Here is a 631-nt window from a genome sequence, read left to right on the forward strand (position 1 = left end):
GCACCAGAATCCGGACCTGCTGCGGGCCTATGGCCTTTCCTCGACGAAGCTCTCGCTGCTCGCCTTCGCGGTGGGCTCGGCACTGGCGGCGCCGGCCGCGATCCTGACGGCGATGACCTCCGGCCTGAATGAGGCGATCGGCCATCAGGTCATGCTCATCTCCATGGCCGCGACGATCGTGGGCGGCGTCGGCTCGCTGCGCGGGGCGGCGCTGGCCGGGCTGATGCTGGGCGTGGCCGAGGCGGTGGCGCTCAACTTCGTCGACACGCAGTGGGCGGAGGCCGTGTCCTTCCTGGTCCTCTTCGCCTTCATCATCTTTCGCCCGAGCGGCATCTTCGGGATAGCCCAAGCACGATGATCGCCTATTTCACCAACCTCGCCTCGCTGGGCGCGATCTTCTGCATCCTGGCGGCGACGCTGAACGTGGCCGTCGGCTATGCCGGCATCTTCAGCGTCGCGCATGCGGTCTTCTTCGGCCTCGGCGCCTATGCCGGCGCGCAGGTGTCGCTGCTGCTGATCCCGGACGCGCTGGTGGCCATGCTGGTCGCGGCGCTGGTCTCGGGCGTTCTGTCCCTGTGCCTCGCTTTGCCCGCCCTGCGCGTGCGCGGCGAGTATTTTGTCGCCGCCTCGC

The 631-nt window shown here is 68.6% G+C and carries 2 protein-coding genes; both read left to right on the forward strand.

Annotated features, from left to right (window positions below; translation table 11 throughout):
• The coding region (locus tag AC1DWF_RS35790) for an ABC transporter permease subunit (RefSeq protein ID WP_476843201.1) at nucleotides 1-358 on the forward strand (358 nt) is incomplete at its 5' end.
• A partial coding sequence (locus AC1DWF_RS35795; protein WP_476843202.1) for an ABC transporter permease subunit occupies nucleotides 355-631 on the forward strand: 277 nt, incomplete at its 3' end. The genes AC1DWF_RS35790 and AC1DWF_RS35795, both read left to right, overlap by 4 nt.

This window comes from Aminobacter sp. P4_D5, assembly GCF_056401815.1.